Annotated in this window: 11 protein-coding genes; 3 read left to right on the top strand and 8 right to left on the bottom strand. The window is 65.7% G+C overall.

The features are described 5' to 3' along the window. Nucleotides 1-322: 322 nt before the first annotated feature. The 4 genes from A4H34_RS01385 to A4H34_RS01370 are packed head-to-tail and all read right to left on the bottom strand — an operon-like array spanning nucleotide 323 to nucleotide 5866. Complete coding sequence (locus tag A4H34_RS01385) at nucleotides 323-1753, bottom strand: S8 family serine peptidase (RefSeq protein WP_197480383.1); 1431 nt, start codon at nucleotides 1751-1753, stop codon at nucleotides 323-325. Next, entirely contained in the window at nucleotides 1750-3117 is a 1368-nt protein-coding gene (locus tag A4H34_RS01380) for a type VII secretion protein EccB (protein ID WP_009198258.1), read from the bottom strand. Before A4H34_RS01380 ends, A4H34_RS01385 begins: the two co-directional genes overlap by 4 nt. A 1-nt stretch (nucleotide 3118) precedes the next feature. Further along, a complete protein-coding gene (gene eccD / locus A4H34_RS01375) occupies nucleotides 3119-4474 on the bottom strand; it encodes a type VII secretion integral membrane protein EccD (RefSeq protein WP_009198259.1) in 1356 nt (451 codons plus the stop codon). Between the two features lie 33 nt (nucleotides 4475-4507). Next, nucleotides 4508-5866, bottom strand: coding sequence for a hypothetical protein (locus A4H34_RS01370; protein WP_009198260.1), 1359 nt, complete (start codon nucleotides 5864-5866; stop codon nucleotides 4508-4510). A 294-nt stretch (nucleotides 5867-6160) separates the two neighbouring features. Here A4H34_RS01370 and eccCa point away from each other — a divergent pair, with 294 nt between their 5' ends. After that, nucleotides 6161-10174, top strand: a complete 4014-nt coding sequence (gene eccCa / locus A4H34_RS01365; RefSeq protein WP_064231636.1) for a type VII secretion protein EccCa — start codon at nucleotides 6161-6163, stop codon at nucleotides 10172-10174. Nucleotides 10175-10278: 104 nt separating this feature from the next. Here eccCa and A4H34_RS01360 read toward each other — a convergent pair whose 3' ends face one another. Continuing rightward, complete coding sequence (locus tag A4H34_RS01360) at nucleotides 10279-11346, bottom strand: Fpg/Nei family DNA glycosylase (protein ID WP_064230819.1); 1068 nt, start codon at nucleotides 11344-11346, stop codon at nucleotides 10279-10281. A 435-nt stretch (nucleotides 11347-11781) separates the two neighbouring features. On the opposite strand from A4H34_RS01360, the gene A4H34_RS01355 reads away from it, so the two are divergent. Both A4H34_RS01355 and clpB read left to right on the top strand, forming a co-directional pair. Continuing rightward, nucleotides 11782-12633, top strand: a complete 852-nt coding sequence (locus tag A4H34_RS01355) for a hypothetical protein (protein WP_064230818.1) — start codon at nucleotides 11782-11784, stop codon at nucleotides 12631-12633. A gap of 282 nt (nucleotides 12634-12915) precedes the next feature. Then, nucleotides 12916-15525, top strand: coding sequence for an ATP-dependent chaperone ClpB (gene clpB / locus A4H34_RS01350; RefSeq protein ID WP_064230817.1), 2610 nt, complete (start codon nucleotides 12916-12918; stop codon nucleotides 15523-15525). A gap of 267 nt (nucleotides 15526-15792) precedes the next feature. On the opposite strand, the gene A4H34_RS01345 is transcribed toward clpB, so the two are convergent. Genes A4H34_RS01345 through A4H34_RS11135 form a run of 3 tightly spaced genes read right to left on the bottom strand, consistent with a single transcriptional unit; the run spans nucleotide 15793 to nucleotide 18474 of the window. Further along, entirely contained in the window at nucleotides 15793-16194 is a 402-nt protein-coding gene (locus A4H34_RS01345) for a tetratricopeptide repeat protein (RefSeq protein WP_407946295.1), read from the bottom strand. Beyond that, the gene (locus A4H34_RS01340) at nucleotides 16095-17486 is read right to left on the bottom strand and encodes a tetratricopeptide repeat protein (protein ID WP_197480382.1); all 1392 of its coding nucleotides are present in this window, start codon (nucleotides 17484-17486) and stop codon (nucleotides 16095-16097) included. Before A4H34_RS01340 ends, A4H34_RS01345 begins: the two co-directional genes overlap by 100 nt. Beyond that, complete coding sequence (locus A4H34_RS11135; protein ID WP_197480381.1) at nucleotides 17443-18474, bottom strand: hypothetical protein; 1032 nt, start codon at nucleotides 18472-18474, stop codon at nucleotides 17443-17445. The genes A4H34_RS01340 and A4H34_RS11135 overlap by 44 nt, the downstream gene beginning before the upstream one ends. Nucleotides 18475-18543: the final 69 nt, after the last annotated feature.

Raw genomic sequence — 18543 nt, 5'->3', positions numbered from 1 at the left:
AACTCGCAGACTCGACCAGCGCCACCGCATCCCGCCCAAACTGTTCGGAATGCTCCCTGACCACGACGGCCATCCTTCCAGCACGGCACAACGCCATACAAGCCAACCGTCGACCAAACCTACCAGAACCTAAACACAAACCCACAACCAAAACAACAGCAGACCTGTGGCCAGTTCCTCCCCGCGTCTTGGCAATCAAAGTGTCCCCGGGCGGCCGCCCTTTGGACGGAAAATTTTGCGCGACAAGCCCTTTGGAGCCCTCTTTGCCTTCGCGCAGCCAGTCTTTCACATCGGCGACGACTAACCCTCGCGTTGGCGTCGGCTAGCCCTTGGCGTTGTCCGCGTCGTCGTCGGCCTCACGCGGCCTGAGCGCCATTCTGCTGCGCCCCGCCGCCAAGATGAGCAGCACCACGGTCAGTCCCACGCCGGCGCCGGCCCAGATGATTCCCACTTTGCGGCCGTTGCCTTGCGGATCGTGCGGCTCGGGCGGAACCTTGGAGCCCACGGTGGGAACCGGCTTGAGCCGTTGAATGACGGGCGACGTCGGCCCTGGAATCTGCCCGTCGTCGACCATCGTGACCGCGCCGTAGGGATTGACGAACCCCCAGCCGCGTTCCTTGTTCGAACTGGCGGCGCTCGCACGGTTGGCCGAAGACAGCAGACGGTACGTGATCATCCTGCCGCTTTCCCTCGGGTGGCGGGCTTTGACGAGAGCCGCGACGCCGGCGACGTAGGCGGTGGCGTAACTGGTGCTCGGGGCTTGCGTGGAGGTCAGGCAGATGCCCGTCGCCCCGTTGGCCACGATCATGTTCTGGCCTGGCGCCACCAGCTTGACGGCGTCCGAATGGACGACGGACTCGTTGACGTTTCCCTGCGAATCTGCCGCGGTCACTCCGATGACGCCCTCGTATCCGGCGGGGTAGCGCATATTCTCGGAGGAGCTTGCCGAGGACGTCGAAGTGGCCGACGGCGAAGAAGACCCGCCGCGCCGGTTCTCCGAGTTCCCCGCGGCGGCGACGACCACTTTGCCCTTGGATATCGCGTCTTCTGTGGCCTTCTTGAGGGCGTCGTTGCTCGCGCTTGAATCCCCGGCTATGGGTATGGCGATGACGTCGACGGACGGGTTGTTGGCCGCCCAGCTGATCCCCTTGACGAGGTTGGCGGCCAAACTCTGCTTGTAGGCCCTTATGGCTGCTGCGTCGGCGTTTTCCTGCGGCTCTTCGTTGGCCACCTTGACGGGGACGATCGTCGCCTCGGGGGCGACGCCGCTGAAGGACCTCGTTTTGCCCGGCTGGGCGGCGATGATGGAGGCATCGGCAGTTCCGTGGCCGTCATTGTCGACCCTGAAGTTGTTGCCCCCCGTGAGGTCTACCCCCGCGCCGAAGCTTGCACCGGTCAACGCGGGGTTGAGGTTGTTGTTGTTCGTCGCGATTCCCGTGTCGATGAGGGCGATCGTCGCCTTCTTGCCCTTCGTCAACTTGTGAGTCTCGGTCAGATCGAGCGCGTAGGTGCCGATCGTGTTTCTTTCTTCGTCCTTGGGGTTGTAGCTCTTGGCCGAATCCTTCTCGCAGTTCTGCCGGTCAAACCACATCGGAGCGGGTCCCTTGGCCTGTGCGGAAGCCCCGACCTGCGCGGAGGCCGTTGCCCCGATCCCGCTGAAGCCGAGGACGATGGCCGACGAGGCCGCCGCCCAGCGCCAGGCTTTTCGCTTTCTCCGGTCCATGCTCCCTGCGCTCGCCTCCTTCGATCTCACTTGTTCGCCGCCTTGCGGGCGTCGGCTGGGACGGTGGACCATGCCGCCTCGACGGAAAGCGTCGGAGTCTTCTCTTTCCCAGAGCTGAACAGATCCATCCACTCGGGCGGGGCCTCCAGCGGAGTCACATTCTTATACCCCAGCGATTCGCCGGTTTTCTCAAAGTTGTCCATCTCGTAGGCGAGGCCGTCCTCGTCGATCAGGTGGTAGCGCTTTACCTTGTTGCCCGGCTGGGTGACGATGGCCCCCGTCTGGGAGGCGACCTCCACGCGATCGGAGGTGAGGCGGGGAATGCTGTTGCTCACCATGAGCCTCGTGCTCTGCCCCGTGGCGACGTGTGCGCACGGCCTCGACGTCGAGTTGTTCACGAGGGACGGGATGTCTTCGGGCCACGTGGGCATGAGCTTCTCATCGTTGAAGGTTGCCCGACCCCTGTCGTAGGAGGAGATCTTCGATGGCGTGGCGTCGCGGCCCGAGGATGAGAGCGTGTACATGTGGAAGGCCGTCGTCGACATGCGCTGCAGCTTTCCGTCCTTGCGAACCAGATAGTACTTTGTGCCCTTCTCTTCGTCGGCCTCTCTGAGAATCGTTCCGACGGGGTACTCCCGATCGATCCCTTCGACTCTCACATTGCCCCTGCCTTCGTCGATCTGGAGGGGAGTGAGGGGCTCGCCCTCCTTGAAGAGGTTGAGCCACGCGGCCTTGACCTGGATCGGCTTGGCGTCGTCGATGTCGAAGCTTTCGAGGATGCGCTCGGCCTTCGGGTTCTCGCCCTCGCCCTCCCTGAAGGGATAGCGATACTCGCCCGCGATGAGGTACTTCACGTGGTTGCTCTCGACGAAAAGCGCGGCCCCGTTCGCTGAGGTGACCTTTTCCTTCATGTTCACGCCCTTCCACAGGAAGTCGTTGCTGGAGATGCAGGCGGTGATGTCCGCGTTTCTGACCTTGTCGGCGGCGGGAACCTTGTCCGGGGCGCCGGGAATGCCGACGACGGGGCCGAGCGGGGCTGTCGCCAGCGCGTCGTCGTTCGCGGTGATCGTTTTGAGGTTGGGGAAGAGAAGGTGGGCCGAGAAAGCGTTGAGAACGGGGTAGAGCTTTCCTTCGATGGAGACGTACCGAGAGCCGTTCGACGAGTTGATGACGAGGTTGCCGTTCTTCCAGCCGTCGGGGAGGGACGGGGCGAACAGCTTCGATATCCACGCCCCGCCGACTACCAGGGCTGTGATCACGAGGCTCGCGATGATGCCCTTCCACGGGTGGATGGGCGTAAGCTCGCGGCCTCCGGGCATCCCGGAGGTGAAGGCCGTCACCAAGCGCTGACGGTTGAAACGCTGTCCGTCGAGGATGTCTTTCGTCGATGCCACGTCACCACAACCTTAGAGCTAGAACTGCGGCGGGAATGAGGACGATTCCCGCAATCGTCTCGGACATGTCGGCCGTCTGGCGCAGCCACTGCGGGGTTTTTCCTATGACCAGGCCGTAGGCGATGAGAATGGAAGCCACGACGGCCAGGACGATCACGAGGCCGAGCCACCACTGCGAGTGGAGCATCATCACCGAGGAGCATCCGATGGCGAAGACGAGGACGGCGATGACGTACTCGGACATGACGTCCATCTTCGCGTACTGCACTCGCGATCCGACCGTCAGGATGATCAGGATTCCGGCGATGACGACGACGCCCCATTTGCCGCTGGCGACCGTGAACGGGGTGAGGACGGCCAGAGCGAAGCCCGCTCCGCATCGCGCCGCGAACATCGCCCGGCGGCCGCGGAGGTAGCGGTCTTTGATCACGCGCGGGTTGATCGGCCTGGCTTCGCGCCTGGCGCCCGGATTGGCAGCCGGGCCTCCGCCGCCCGAAGCCAGAAGCGGGTCAGCCTGGTCGAGCCTGCTCAGGCGCATCGACAACCCGGGAAGAACGAGCAGGAAGATGCCCAGGAGGCTCGTGGCGACGACGGCGACGCGCTCATGCGAATCGGTGAGCGCCATGTTGACCGCGCCGACGGTGCCCAGCGAGATGCCCGCGACCGCGGGGGCGAACATGATCTCCTTCCATTCGCTCAGCAGCGGCATCGTCAGCATGGCGGCGATCGAGCAGCAGAATCCGCCCAGCGCCATGTCGAGGCCGAAAGTGACGGGTGGATTGGGCACGCTGAAGCCGCACGCCCCGACGATCACCGAGGAGACGAGGGCGAGCGCCGCGGCGTGGGTATGCCGCTCGCCGCGCTGAAGCGCCCAGATGACGCCGATCAGCAGGACCGCCATGCCGCCCAGGATGATCGGTATGGAGATTCCCGCCAGGGGCCGCGCCATGCACAGGAGGATCGCCGAGGCGACAAGAAGCGTTATGGCCGCTCCGGTCGCGACCCCGGCGGCGTCGGCGTCCGTCCACGGCCTGTTGGTTTCGTTGACGACGTCGGCGACCGCCTCAATCGGATCGTCGTACTTCTTCTCGATCTCCTTCACCCTGGGCGAGAGCATGAGGAGCGTGCCGTCGTTGATGCCCTGGGCCTTCAACGTGAGGGACTGATCCACGACCTGCCCGTTGGGGGTGGTGAGGATGAACCCTCGCGAGACCATTCGGGGAGTCACCGAGACGAAGCGACGCACGACGCTCGGGATGAGCTCGACCACCGGCATGTTGGAGGGCAAAAGGATGTCCGCCCGCTTCTCCTCGTGTATGAGGGTCGCTCGGATGAAGTTTTCTTTTCTCTCAGGCATCGCTCACTCGATTCGTGACGGCGGATGGGTGGATCATGAAGTTCCCCCTGTTCGAACAAGGGTGATGAGTCCCGTTCCCGCGAGGGCCAGGGGAAGGGCCCAGGCGCAGGCGAGGCTTTGGACGATATCGGCTATGCGGGTGAAGGAAAGGGGCCTCCAGCCGCGGGAAATGGGAATGCTCACAAGGAGAATCGTGAAGGCGACGCACGTGAGGACGACGACGGGGGGCACCGGCTCTTTGATGAGCCCCCGAGCGCCGGTGAACGCTGCGCCGCAGAGGGCCATCGCCGCGACTGTTGCCCTCGGGATGACGCGAACGTATATCGCGGCTGCTGCCCGCGGCACGAGGAGGAAGGCCAGAGCGACGAAACCGATCGAGGCCCCCGCCACAGCGCCCTGCCATCCTCCGCGGAGGGCGGCGCGGGTCATCGTCGGCAGCATGACGAGGGCGGTCGAGCAGAGAATGGCGGTCCACAGGCGATTGCGAGCCGTGCCGGCCGCGATGAGGTCGGCGGTCTCCTGCGGCGTGATCATGTCGAGTTTCTTTGGCTCGGCGTGCCTGACGGAACGGGCCTCGCGCACGATGGTCGCCTCGTCGATGAGCCTTTCGGCGGGAATGCTTATCGAGAACCCGGGAAGCGCCTGTATGAGCGGCGCGGACAGGCCGAACAAACCGGCGAGCAGCAGTTCGATCTTGACGCCGAGGATGAGGAACGCGAGGCCGCCCACGGAGACTATGAGGCCGAGCGCCGCGCAGTCTCCCGCCACCCGGGCGGTTGCGACGTCGTTGCGTCCGCGCCACGCCCACCGCATCGCGGCGAGGATTCCGGCGGCCGCGAAGGCGCTGACGAGCGCCTGGTACTTGGCGTCGTCGGGATTGGACGCCGTCGCCAGGAAACCCGCCGTCATGCCGCAGGTGACGGCCGCGAGGGTCTCGGAGACGGGATGCCCCATGTTGGGGCGCAGCGAGTAGAGCAGGCCGAGGAGAAGCATCGTTCCGGCCGCCGTCAGCGCCTGCCATTCCGGGACGAGCGGGCTCCTGAGGAAGACGAGGAGCGACAGGACCACGGAGATGAGCATTCCCACAATCGAGACGGCGGGGGAAAAGGCTGCCTCGGGCGATGCGGCGTTCGGCTTGTAATCCTCGAGGGTCACTTGGAAGTCGGGCCCGGGCGGTTGGAGCACGACGAGGGCCCCGTTGCGGATCTCTCGGCCCACCACCAAGGCGCCGGGAAGCTTGTCGCCGGCGACGGTGCATGGCACGAGGTCCGGCGGCACCCTGCGGATCTTGAGGACCTGCGCGAGCGTCAAGCCCGCCGGCGCGACGACGTCGTGGCTCTCCCCCTGCACCACGAGGGTGAGGTATGAAACAGACGCTGAAGTGGCGGCCATGCTTCCCCTTGGTCGAAAGCTGCGTGTGTACGTTCTCGTCCACAATAGCGCGCCGCGTAGGCCCGCGCTTGGTGGAGTACTCCCCGTAAACTTACAGCAAATCTCACTAACCGGCGCGGTTTCGGTAAATAGAGGTGTAGATTCCGAGGAAAGCGAGGATGAACACGCTCGAGCGAATTCGTTTTGCTCAGTATGATCCATAGAGGGGCCGGCGCCGCGATCCGCAGACACGATCCGCAGGTCGGCCCGCTTCGCATATCCACGCGGGAAGAGAACGAATCTGGAGGACAGCACGTGGCAACGACGAAACGTCAAGCGCCGAAAGCGCCGCCGCAGGAGGTCGTCGAGCTCAAGGCTCCGCCTGAGATTCAGCGGTCGGAAGGCTTGACCGGCGCTTTGGCCATGATCCTTCCCATGTTCGGGTCGATGGGCATGATGGTGGTCATGGCGATGTCCGGCAACCGCTCGCCGAGGATGATCCTGATGTCCGGCCTCTTCGTCGTGGCGATGCTCTGTGTGGCCTTTCTGAACATCTACCGCAACCGCGTCCAGTTCAGGAACTCCGTCACGGGAAGCCGGCGCGAGTACCTCGCCTACCTGGCCAAGACGAGGCAGAACGCCCGCAAGGCCGAGGACATGCAGAGAGAGTTCGCCCAGTGGTTTTTGCCTCACCCGGGCGACCTTCCCGTGATCCTCGAGGAGGGCACGCGAGTGGGCGAGCGCGAGCCGGCCGACGAGGAGTTCCTCCTGTCGCGAGTCGGAGCGGCGAACCAGCCCTTCACTTTGGATTACACGAAGGCCGAGGCGTCGGCCGTGGCCGAGGCCGACCCCGTCGCCGAGTCCGCCCTGGTCCAGTTCGAGGGGCTTTACAAGGGGCTCGACGAACTGCCGCTGGGCGTCAACCTCTCGACGATCGCCCGTCTGCAGATCATCGGCAACTCGCCGGCCAAGGCCCGGGCCGTGGCGCGTTCGGTGCTCGTTCAGATCGCAACCTTCACCAAGGCCTCCGACGTCCGCATCGCCGTGCTCACCAGCACGGACCACTGGGACGAGTGGGACTGGATCAAATGGCTTCCCCACGCCGGCTCCGACAGGATCTTCGACTCCATCGGCCCGGCCCGCATGATCGACGTCGATCCGACCAACATCATGGACCTTCTGCCCGACGGCATCGCCGACCGCCCCCGCTTCGTCTCCGATCAGAACGGAACCGAGCTTCCCCACCTCGTGATCGTCAACGACGGCGTCAGCATCCCGCCCGACCATCCCATCATCACCGAAGACGGAGTTTTGGGCGTGACCGTTGTGGAGATTCCCGCCAACTGGGAGTCGCTGACGGACGCGAACACAGTGCGCGTCCAGCTGGGGGAGGGCGATAACCTCGAGCTTTTGCAGATCGGCTTCGAGCCGGTCAGCGGCCGGTCGCACGGACTTTCCGTGGTCCAGGCCGAGGCCGCCGCCAGGCGCCTGGCCACGCAGGCGCTCATACAGACCGACGCCGCAGCGTCGGGCTCCGCCGTCGACGCCCCCGGGGAGGCTTCCGCGGAGCTTGTGGACCTCCTGGGACTGGGCGACGTCCGCGACCTCGACACCGACATCGCCTGGAGGCCCCGCCTGGAGCGCGACCGCCTGCGCGTGCCCATCGGCCTGACCCCCGAGCACAAAACGGTCTACCTGGACATCAAGGAGTCGGCGCTCAACGGAATGGGCCCACACGGCCTCATCATCGGCGCGACGGGCTCCGGAAAGTCCGAGGTGCTGCGAACCCTCGTTCTGGCGCTGGCCATGGCCCATTCCTCCGAAGAGCTCAACTTCGTGCTCATCGACTTCAAAGGCGGCGCGACCTTCGCGGGCATGGCGAAGATGCCCCACGTCTCGGCTATCATCACCAACCTCGGTGAGGACCTCACGCTGGTCGACCGCATGGAGGACGCCCTGCGCGGCGAGATGAATCGGCGCCAGGAGCTCCTGCGCGCAGCCGGAAATTTCAAGAACATCCACGATTACGAGCGCGCCCGCAAGAACGGCCGCACCGAGCTCGTCCCGCTTCCCGCGCTCCTCGTGGTGGCCGACGAGTTCTCCGAGCTCCTGGCAGAAAAGCCGGACTTCGTCGACATGTTCAATCAGATCGGCCGCCTCGGCCGATCCCTGGGCGTCCACCTCCTGCTTTCTTCGCAGAGACTCGAAGAGGGCCGTTTGCGCGGACTGCAAGAGCACCTGTCCTACCGCATCGGCCTGCGCACATTCTCCGCGCAGGAGTCGCGCGGCGTCATCGGCGGCTCCGAGGCCTACGAGCTCCCCGCCATCCCCGGCGTCGGATACCTCAAGCCCGACGCCAGCAGCGGGCTCATCAGATTCCGATCTTCCTATGTTTCCGGGCCCCCGCCCAGGCGAACGGAGCTGAGCGCCGCCCTCGGATCCGGCGAGGCCCAAGAGGTGGAGATCCTCGACTTCACCGCCAAGCCTCTGCGTCTTGAAACGGAGCAGGTCGAGGAAGTCGAAGAGGATTCGGGCTCGGAAGAGGACGAGCTCGGCGACTCCGGCATCCCCGGGGTGCCGAACACCACCTTCGACATCGCCGTCGCCCGGATGGCAGGCAAGGGGCCGGACGCCCATCAGGTGTGGCTGCCGCCGCTCAACGTCCCGGCCACGCTCGACAGCCTCATGCCGGATCTCCGCGTCTCGCCCGTCCTCGGCCTGCATTCGCCGAAGTGGCGCGGCGCCGGCCAGTTCACGATCCCCGTGGGCGACGTCGACCGCCCGCTCGAACAACGCAGGGACATCCTCACCCTCGACCTCTCCGGCGCGGGAGGCCACCTTGCGATCATCGGAGGCCCACAGTCCGGAAAGTCGACCTTCGCGCGGACCGTCGTCGGCGCGCTGGCGCTGACCCATACGCCGATAGAGATCCAGGTCTACGCAATGGACTTCGGCGGCGGAACGTTCGCCGGAATGAGGGACCTCGCCCATATGTCCGGCGTCGCCCTGCGAAGCGACGAGACCCGCGTGCGCCGCATGTTCGCGGAGATCAAGTCGATCGTCGATGACCGCGAGCGGTACTTTGCCGCCCAGGGAATCGAATCGATGGCGGCTTACAGGCGCATGCGCGCCGAAGGGAAGGCCGACGACGGATACGGCGACATCTTCCTGGTGGTCGACGGCTGGCAGGCGCTGCGGTCCGATTTCGACGAGCTCGAGATGCGTCTGCAGGACCTCATCCCCCGCGGCCTGAACTTCGGAATGCACGTCATCGCCACGGCGCTGCGGTGGATGAACTTCCGCACGGCCGTCAAAGACATGTTCGGCTCGCGAATCGAGCTGCGTTTGGGTGACGCCCTCGATTCGGAGATCGACAGGAAACTCTCGCGGAACGTGCCCACCGGCGCCCCCGGGCGCGGCCTTGAGCCGTCCAAACACCATATTCTGGGCGCGCTTCCCCGAGTGGACGCCGATCACAACCCCGAGAGTCTCTCCGAAGGCGTCACCGACCTCGTCGAAAACGTCAACAAACTGTGGACCGGCCCGCGGGGTCCGAAGCTGCGCGTGCTGCCGGACAAGGTTTCCATCGAGCAGGTCCGCCGCAGGGTCAGCAAGGACGATCGCAGGGTCCTTCTGGGGCTCGGCGAATCCCGCCTGGAGCCCTTCGGAATCGACTTCGACGCGAATTCCCACTTCTTCTTCTTCGGAGACCAGAAGTCCGGGAAAACCGCGACTTTGCGGCTCATTTGCTCGGAAATCGCCCGTTTGTACACGCCGCAGCAGGCGCAGATCTTCGCGGTGGACTACCGAGGCTCGCTCCTCGGCGAGCTGCCCGAAGGCTACGTCGGCCGCCACCTGCGCAACGCGGCCGAGGCGACAGAGCAGCTCAACGGCCTGGCGCAGTTCCTCGCAACGCGCGTTCCCGGCTCGGACGTCACCGCCAAACAGCTGCGCGAGCGCAGCTGGTGGAAGGGGCCTGAGGCGTGGGTCGTCGTCGACGATTACGACCTCGTCGACAATTCCCAGGGCAATCCGGTCAGGGCCCTCGTCCCGATGATGGCGCAGGCGCGCGACGTCGGCTTGCACATCATCGTCGCCCGCCGCATGGGAGGCGCGAGCAGGGCCATGTACGGCTCTCCCGTCATTCAGGCGATGAACGATCTCGCCTCGCCTGCCATGCTCCTGCCCGGCAACCCGGAGGAGGGCACCGTCCTCGGCCGGATCCGGCCCCAGGAGGGCATGCCCGGCCGCGGCCAGTTCCGTTCGCGCGAAGTCAATCGCGAGCTGATCCAGGTGGCGTGGCTCGACTCGGCCGTCTCCTTCGACTAGAGGACGCCTCTTTCGGTTAAAAGCCTCTTCGGGCTGAAAAGACGGCCTCTTTCCATTGAAGAGCCCGACGATCGGACGCAGCGAGCGCAAGGCCCGTCACCGCTTCATCGCTGGCAGCTCGGGCACCAGAAGAGGCGGCGTCCGGCCATTTCTTTCTCCGCCACAGGCGTGCCGCATCTCAGGCACGGCCTTCCCGTGCGGTGGTAGACCGCGAAACGCTGGGCCTCCGGGTCGTCGCCGTCGGCGCTTTCGGCGTCTGGATTCTTCGCGCCAGAAGCCTTGGCCGGTTCTGGCCTCAGGCTTTCCGGGACCGTGCGTATGACGCCGTCGGGAACGTCGGCCTGCATCGTCTCAACGAGGTCGTCCCACAGGGCCTTCAGGCGTTCGGCCGAAACCTTGTTGCCGGGCCGCAGAGGCGAGATTCCGACGCGGAAAAGGCAGTCTGCGCGGTAGATGTTTCCCGGCCCCGCGGCGATCGACTGGTCGAGAACCAGCTGGCCCACCGGCGACCGCCTCCGCCGAACCGCCTCGACGAAGCGCTCGCGGTCTCCGGGCTCGTTGCGAACGGGATCGGGGCCGAGCTTGGAGACGGCGGCCCGCACTCCTGGCCCGTCCAGGATCTCGCATCGGGAGGGTCCCGTGAGATCGGCCGTAAACCCGTTGGCGGCGAGCCGCAGCCGCACCGTGCTGCCCGCGCCGACGTTGACCGCGTTGTGATTGCCGCTGCGGACGCCGGCGCCGACGATCGCGTCCGAGCCCTCGCCCGTGAAGTGCCACCTGCCGTACAGACCCAGATGAATGTGAAGCCACAGGGGCCCGTCGTCGCCCAGGGACGTGCCGCCCAGAGGAGTCTCGGCGAGGTGCTCCGCGCCCGGGGCGATCGCGTTCTTCGCGTTCAAACGCCCGCTGCTTGACTCTTCCTCGCTCTGGAGGGCGCTGCCCGCGGGCATGCCGCTCGAAGGCCCGTTGTCGGCGCGCGCGAAGGAGCCGCCGTCGGCGAACGGCATGAAAAAGTGCTTGCCCCAGGCTTCGGCCCGTCCGGCCGTGAGCCCGTCCAGGCGGCGTGCGCCGTCGGAAAAGCGCCCTTGCGGGGAGGAGGCGACGACGTCGGCGCCCTCGAACCTCTCGTTTATCAGGCGCGCGATGCGGTGAATTGCTTGACCTTCCGGCATGGCCTCCCTTTCTTGCTGTTCGTGCACGTCTCGGCGTGTGCTTCGTGCCGTTCGCGGGCGCGTCCCCGGCGTGCGCGCGTCTCGTTGTTCGCAGCGTCTATCCCGGCGTGCGCGCGCGGGACCCCGCCGATTTCGGCGGCAGCGGCTCCGTGCTCAGCTGCTCCGCCGGTCGCGCTCCGCAAGGTCGCGCCTCCCACAGACGCGGCTCAGCCGCCTCAGGCACAGGAAACTGTGGATTTCGACGTCGGCGATCATCCTACCCGCGATCGCCGAGGAGACGCCGATTCGCGTCATCCGGCGCTTTCCCACAATGCGCGCCAGACTAATACTTCCACATTGTGTCCGAACGAGCATGGTCCGCTGTGGGTAGGTAGAGTCCGTATAAGCCGCTGCGAACGGGTTGCGGCGGGCAATCACGCAATAGGAGAGAAGATCGTGAAGACACATCGTTTCGCGGGCCGACGCCGTCTCGCGAGCCGCGGCGCCGCTCTGATTCTCGCCTTCGGCCTTCCACTTGCGGCTCTGGAGGCGTGCTCGGACGGCGACTCTTCCAAGGCCTCGGAAAGCAAGGCCTCGCACGCCGGGAAGGGACGACAGCCGGGAAAGGGGCAGTCGGAGGGCGGCGATTCCTCGGCTGAAAACGAATCGCCGCCGGGCGGGGCCGCCTCGAACGGCGAGCAGAGCGCCGGCACAGGCGACGGAACAACGGCCTCGGACGGATCGTCCGGAGGAGCGTCGGCGACGCCGTCGGGCTCTTCGACGGGAGGCGGTTCGACGCCCGGAGGCGGCAAGGCGGCCGGCACAGGCGCGCCGTCGTTGAACTCTCCCACGAAGATGAAGGGGTGGAAGGCCGGCCAGGCGAACAGCGGCAAGATCCTTTCAAAAAGCAAGAAAGGCTGCTTCCTCTCCGCCGGGCGGCAACAGGCCGAAGGGGCCCAGGGCGGCGAGCGCAAGATGACGGAGGACGCTGTCAATCGCCATCTGGCCGAGTTGCAGCAGGGCAAATCGAATTTCCACGCCGAGCCTTCCGGCAGGACGAAATTGCGCGGCGCGAACGGCGCGGAGGTCGACGGCGTCGCCAACGTCGTGACGTATGCCGACGCCGGAGGCAAGAACTACCGCGGATGGCACTGGCTCCGCGCGTTTTCGACGTCGACGCCCGCGGTGTATGTGCTGGTGAGCTACACGTGCCCCGCCTCTGCGTACTCGGAGTCCGAGCTGACGAAGATCATCGAGAAGAGCGGCCTTTCGGTCGACGGCGACGTCCCGGGCGGGATTGTGAACTGAGGGGGCGCCGCGAGTGAGGCTGCTCCGCCGCGAGTTCCCCGGCGGAGTGTCCGACGACCGGCCGGAGGGCCGCTTCGCGGACGTCCGACGCCGGATCGGCAGCCGGCGCGCATTGGACTCCCGGCCGGAGACGCCGACGAATCGGCCGTGTCCGTGAGCCGTCCTTGTGCAAATAAACTTGAGTGGAATAGACTCAATCTCAGTGGCGTTGTCCTTCATAGACACAGTCTTCTATAGACATCAATGCCGTCCCTCAAGGACGCAAAGGAAAGTGAAAGGCTTATGGACAAACTGACGACCAAATCGCAGGAGGCGCTCGCCGAGGCCATTCGGCTTGCGACCGACGCGGGCAACCCGCAGGTCGAGCCCCTCCACCTGCTCGCCGCGCTCCTCGCCCAGCAGGGCGGGGTGGCCGTGGCGCTTCTCGACGCCGTCGGCGTCAACCGCGGGGAGGTCGAATCCCGCGTGAACGCCGCGCTCGCGGCGCTGCCGGCGTCCGAGGGCTCCTCCGTGCAGCAGCCGGGGGCCTCCCGCACGCTCTCCCGCGTCATCAGCGACGCCGGCAAGGAGGCGACCGCCCTGGGCGACGCCTACATTTCGACCGAGCACCTGCTCATTGCCGTCGCGGCCTCGCAGAGCCAGGCGGGGGAGATCTTGCAGTCGGCGGGCGCGGGCCGAGAGCAGCTCGCGGCGGTGCTGCCGAATGTGCGCGGCAGCGCCAAGGTGACCAGTCCCGACCCCGAGGGCACGTTCCAGGCTCTCGAAAAGTACGGGGCGGATCTGACGGCGGCGGCCCGCGAGGGCAAGATGGACCCGGTGATCGGCCGCGACTCGGAGATTCGCCGCGTCGTCCAGGTGCTCTCGCGGCGCACGAAGAACAATCCGGTGCTCATCGGCGAACCCGGCGTCGGCAAGACGGCCGTGGTGGAGGGCCTTGCCCAGCGCATTGTCGACGGCGACGTGCCGGAGTCCCTGCGCGGCAAGCGGCTCATCCAGCTCGACGTCGCCTCGATGGTGGCGGGCGCGAAGTACCGCGGCGAGTTCGAGGAGCGTTTCAAGGCGGTTCTTCAGGAGATCAAGGATTCTGCCGGTGAGATCGTGACGTTCATTGACGAGATCCACACGATCGTCGGCGCGGGCGGCGGCTCCGAGGGCGCGATGGACGCGGGCAACATGCTCAAGCCGATGCTCGCGCGCGGCGAGCTGCGGCTCATCGGCGCCACCACGCTGGACGAGTACCGCGAGGGCATCGAGAAGGACCCGGCCCTCGAGCGGCGCTTCCAGCAGGTGTACGTGGGCGAGCCCTCGGTGGAGGACACGGTGGCGATCCTGCGCGGAATCGCGCCGAAGTACGAGGCGCACCACAAGGTGACGATCTCCGACGGCGCGCTCGTCGCCGCCGCGACGCTTTCGAACCGCTACATTCCGGGGCGCCAGCTTCCGGACAAGGCCATCGACCTCGTAGACGAGGCCGCCTCGCGCCTGCGCATGGAGCTCGATTCCTCGCCCGAGGAGATCGACGCCCTTCAGCGGCAGGTGGACCGCCTCAAGATGGAGGAGGCCTACCTGGTTGAGACGGAGACGAAGGACGACGCCGCGGCCGCCGACCGGCTGGAGAAGCTGCGGGCCGAGCTTGCGGACAAGTCCGAGGAGCTCGCCGCCCTCAACGCGCGGTGGGAGTCCGAGAAGGCCGGGCGCAACCGCGTCGGCGAGCTGAGGGTGAAGCTCGACGAGCTGCGCACGGAGCTTGAACGCGCCGTCCGCGAGGGCCGCTACGAGGACGCCGGACGCCTCCAAAACGGCGACATTCCGGCGATCGAGGCCGAGATTGCGGAGGCCGAGGCGCAGGAGCTCGCCGAGGCCGACGCCGACATCGAACCGATGATCGCCGAGCGTGTGGACGCCGACGAGATCGCCGAGGTGATCTCCGCGTGGACGGGCGTGCCCGTCGGCAAGCTGCTGCAGGGGGAGACGGAGAAGCTGCTGTCTATGGAAGACGTCCTGGGCAAGCGGCTCATCGGCCAGAAGAATGCGGTGGCGAGCGTTTCGGACGCTGTGCGCCGCTCGCGCGCCGGCGTCGCCGACCCGAACCGGCCGCTCGGCTCGTTCCTGTTCCTGGGGCCCACGGGCGTGGGCAAGACGGAACTGGCGAAGTCGCTGGCGGAGTTCATGTTCGACGATGATCGCGCGATCGTGCGCATCGACATGTCGGAGTATTCGGAGAAGCATTCCGTCTCGCGCCTGGTGGGCGCCCCTCCCGGATACGTGGGCTACGAGGAGGGCGGCCAGCTGACGGAGGCCGTGCGGCGCCGCCCGTATTCGGTGATTCTGCTGGACGAGGTCGAGAAGGCGAATCCGGACGTTTTCGACATTCTGCTGCAGGTGCTCGACGACGGCCGCCTGACCGACGGCCAGGGGCGCACGGTGGATTTCAAGAACACGATCTTGATTCTGACCTCGAACCTGGGCTCGCAGGCGCTCATGGATCCGACGCTCGACGAAAGCCAGAAGCGCGAGGCGGTTATGGCGTCCGTGCGGAAGGCGTTCAAGCCGGAGTTCATCAACAGGCTCGACGACGTCATCGTGTTCGACCCGCTGAGCCTGGAGGAGCTGGGCAAGATCGTGGATCTGCAGGTGGAGCAGGTGGCGCGGCGCCTGAAGTCGCGGCGGATAACGCTGGACGTGACCGATGCGGCCAGGGAGTTCCTCGCGATGGACGGGTACGACCCTGCCTATGGCGCGCGCCCGCTGCGGCGGCTCATTCAGCGCGAGATTGGCGACAAGCTGGCGCGGATGCTGCTCTCGGGCGAGGCGACCGACGGCGCGACGGTCACGGTGGACACCGACCCGTCCGACTCGACGCCGGGCCTCAAGCTGACCGTGCGGGAGTAGCGCTGCGGCTGGTGGCTGGTGTGGGGGCGTGCCTAAAGGCGCGCCCCCCGTCTATATTCTGGCGGTTGAACCCAAACCCGCTCTTGTGGCGGGATTGCCCCCAGCTGGTGCCTGGTCTGAAGCCTAGTGGCAACTTAGCGGTACATGAGTGCCGCTGTGGCTGATGGCTGCAGGGGGCGCACCTAAAAGCGCACCCCCCAGCTCTGTACTACTTTCGCTTTTACTTTCGCTCTGCGATTCTCGCTAACTCTTGCTCCGCGATCCTTGCTAACTCTCGGGAGGAGGCGGGGACTCTGCCTCGCCGTCCGTATGAGGCGACGATGCTTGCTGTGCCTTTTTTCTCGCGGCAGCGAGGTTGTTGCGTGTGGTGAGTGTGTGGGGGTGGTCGGGGCCGAGGACACCGGTGAGGTCGTCCAGGAGGTCCTCGTGCATGGCGATGGCCGTGGAGACGTGCCCCGCCTCAAGGTAGGCGGCGGCGAGGTTGCTTCGTGTGGTGAGTGTGTGGGGGTGGTCGGGGTCGAGGACACTTATGCAGTCGTCCAGGAGGGTTTCGTACATGTCGATAGCCATCAGGAGGTCTCCCGCATCCTGATGCGCGCCGGCGAGGTCGTTGCGCGTGGCGAGTGTGTCGATGTGGTCGGGGTCGAGGATGCGGGTGCGGTCGGCCAAGACGGCTTCGTATATGTCGATGGCTGTGGAGGTGTTCCCGCCTGCCGGTGGGCTCTGGCGAGGTTGTTTCGCGCAGTGAGTGTGTCAGGGTGGTCGGGGCCGAGGGCGTTCGTGAGCATGTCGACGGCTTCTTGGAGGGTCAGGGCGGTTTGCGGACGTCCCATATCGGTGAGGCGATGAACTGTGTAGTTTATGATTTTGCTGACGCTCGACGGGTTGATGCGGACCTCGTGGGGGGAATAGTGTGCTTGTCCTTGTTGTTGTTCTGAGATGGCTCGGAGGTGGTCGGCCATGTCGAGGGCGTCGGCGCGCTGGGTGTCGTTCTTTGAGGCCTCGTCCATGTCGATGCTCTCCAACAGGGTGACGACCGCTTTCTCCAGACTGGCGAAAACCTCGGGTTGTTTGTTGTAGTCTTCGCGTAGGACGCGCCCTTGGAGGCCGTGGATGCGGACATAGCGCCCGTCCTGGGACGGGGTGCAGATGGAGTGGGCTACAAGCGCCCCCAAGGATTGCCGGGCAAACGGCATTCTCGTGCCGATTCGATGCAACCAAGGGCGGGGCACGCCCGAAGGGGCAAGAAGGGCCAGGGCTGCCAACTGCACCGACGCCGCTCCGACTCTGGGCAGGTCCTCCTCGCCGCTGGAGCGGTCCTTGTCGGCCAGCATGTCCAGCGCCGATTCGTAGGCTTTGCGTAGGGCCGCGTGCACCAGATCGGGGTAATCATCGCCGGGCAGGCGGTCGACGACCTCGTCAAGCCGGTACTCGCGCAGGTCGGCCAAGTACTCGTCTATCGTCGCGTACCCATTGAGCTTGATGGTCGCCGCGGCCTGGGCCAAGGCCACAGGCAGATCCCCAAGAGCCTCGGCCAAACGGGCCGCTCCGGCGTCGTCGTCTAACCCGGTTCGTTCCCTGATGAAATCTACCGATTGGGGCCGCGTGAACGCCCCCACCGCAATGAGGCGCCCGGCACTGTCGCCCGGGCTGGCAACCGTTGTCGTGACAAGGACGCGCAAGCCCTGGCCGTGGGGGACCAGCCCGGTCAGGTCGTCAAAGTCCTCGACGTTGTCAAAGACGATCAGCCGGTCACCCTCACCGGAGTTGAGCCGGTTCACGCACCGGCAGGCGGCAGCGTCAGGGTCGCCCTTGCCGTCGTCGATTCCCATCTCGACGGCCAGTCCCGCCAAACCAGCCACGAGCGCCTCACGGCTCGAAGCGTCCATCCACGCCACCAAAGACCACCCGGCCTTTTCACATTCGCGGGCATAAGCGGCGGCCAACTGAGACTTGCCCACACCCCGCATCCCACACACAACAACCGGCCCACCCACAGCCGAAGAACCCACACCATTGGTTGAAGATCCCGAACCGTCGGCCAGACGACCCGCGCCGTCGGACGAAGAACCCACGACATCGCCAGGCCGGCGAGCCTCCACCGACGCCGTCCGTTGAATGATCCGCGTTGTTGTCGGCATTCGAGCCGCGGGCTTGCGGATCGTCGAGGGCCAGTTGGGACGTTTCCCTCTTCCCCATTGAGTCCACCGGTTCAGGCCTGGCCAGCGCCTCGTAGAGGTCGGCCTGCTCCCGCCTGTCAACGAAGCCGGCCGCCCGGCCAGGGGGAGAGCCAAACCGAACCTTCCGCCCGCGATCGGCATTCCTCCCAGCAAGATGCTTATTGATGAGGCCGCTTATGTTGTCAAGCTTGCCTGTTGTCTCGATGTAGCGCTCGTCGGCAGCGGCGTTGCCTACGTTGACTGCCTCCAGTGTCTTTTCGGCGGTTGTCTCGATTGTCTTCAGTGTTCCGAGGAGTATTTGGGTGTCGTTGAGAAGGTCCGTCAGGGCTTGGGGGACAAGGCCTGAGTCGGTCTCGGCTAAGTCGTAGACCCCGTCGGCGACAATGACCAGCAATTCATCGAACAGGCCCCGCACGTCTTCGTCAAGTGCCTCGCGCCGCTGCGTGCCGCCGTGCTCGTTGACGTAGGCGAGGAAGGCGTCGCGGCCGCGTCTGGCCTGGACGAGGGCTTCCGTGTCTTTACGGGCCTCGTCGAGAGTCTCGAGGGCCGCTTTCACGGCCTGTTGGGCAGCTTTTCTTTCCTCCGGGGGGCTTGACCGCGTGAGTTCTTTCTTCGAGGCTTTCTTCAGTCTTGCCCCGATTTTCTTGGCTCGCACCGTCTGACTCTTCGACAATTTCCCGAGCCGCTCGGCCGTGGTGAAGGCTGTGTTGACGATTCCTAAACCGTCGAAAAACTCAGACAAGCCACCGACAATCACGCCAAAATCCATGGGCCGATCTTAACGGCCACCCAACGCCACCCGCCACACATCCCATCATCCGAACGCCATGCCACAGGA

Source organism: Peptidiphaga gingivicola (assembly GCF_001652275.1).
Classification (GTDB): domain Bacteria; phylum Actinomycetota; class Actinomycetes; order Actinomycetales; family Actinomycetaceae; genus Peptidiphaga; species Peptidiphaga gingivicola.
This window is presented reverse-complemented; position numbering and strand designations above follow the sequence as displayed.